2 protein-coding genes and 1 pseudogene are annotated in these 1048 nt (G+C 73.6%); all 3 read left to right on the top strand.

What is annotated here, in order from left to right; translation table 11 throughout:
• Window positions 1-219: pseudogene (locus tag AC2W7G_RS17035) on the top strand (hypothetical protein); the annotation flags it as partial.
• A 1-nt stretch (window position 220) separates the two neighbouring features.
• Window positions 221-517, top strand: coding sequence for a DUF503 domain-containing protein (locus AC2W7G_RS17040; RefSeq protein ID WP_485869485.1), 297 nt, complete (start codon window positions 221-223; stop codon window positions 515-517).
• Window positions 518-564: 47 nt separating this feature from the next.
• On the top strand, window positions 565-1048 hold a 484-nt coding region (locus AC2W7G_RS17045), incomplete at its 3' end, for an amidase family protein (RefSeq protein ID WP_485869486.1).

Here is a 1048-nt window from a genome sequence, read left to right on the forward strand (position 1 = left end):
GCCGCGGTCCGAGGACCCGGGCGGCCGCCCCCGCCGCAGCAGCAGGCCGCCCCGCCCACGCCGCCGCCGGCCGCGCCCCAGCCCGGCTACGGCCAGCCGACCTACCAGCAGCAGCCCGCGTACGGGAACCGCTACTACGACGACTCCGACAAGCGGTACTACGGGGGCGGCGGCTACAAGAAGCGGAAGGGCCACTGGCTCGGAGAGCTGTTCGACTGACGTGTGGATCGGCTGGATCGAGCTCGACCTGCTGCTGGGCGACGTGCGCTCGCTCAAGCAGAAGCGTTCGCTCGTCCGGCCGATCGTCGCGGAGGTGAAGCGACGCTTCGACGTGAGCGCGGCCGAGGTCGGCCACCTGGACCTGTACCGGCGCACGCTGGTCGGGGCGAGCGTGGTCTCCGCCGACCGGGCCCACGTCGTCGAGGTGCTGGACGCCGTGGAGAAGCTCGTCGCCTGGCACCCCGAGGTCGAGGTGGCCTCGGCGCACCGGGGGCTGCGCACCAGCGACGACGAGTGAGCCCGGCCGGCCACTAGGTTGACGCGAGCACCGACCCAGGAGGCACCGTGGACGTCCGCGAGTACATGACGTACGACGCGACCGGGCTCGCCGAGCTCGTCGCGACCAAGCAGGTCAAGCCCAGCGAGCTGCTGGCCGCGGCGCGCCAGCGCGCGGACGAGGTGAACGGCCGGCTCAACGCGATCGTCGTGCGCACCGACGACCTGGCCGACGCGGTCGTGGACGACCCCGACCTGTCCGGCCCGTTCGCCGGTGTCCCGTTCCTGGTCAAGGACCTCATGCAGGAGGTCGCCGGCTACCCGACGTCGTACGGCTCGCGGGCGCTGCGCGCCGACGTCGCCACCGAGCACGCCCTGGTCGTGCAGCGCTGGCTCGACGCCGGCCTGGTGATCTTCGGCAAGACCAACACCCCCGAGTTCGGGGCCAAGGGCGTCACCGAGCCGGAGTACTGGGGTCCGGCCCGCAACCCGTGGCGGCTCGGCCACACCCCCGGCGGCTCGTCGGGGCGCTCCGGCGCGGCCGTCGCGGATC

The organism is Aeromicrobium sp. PFPM2_SD2 (assembly GCF_057364525.1).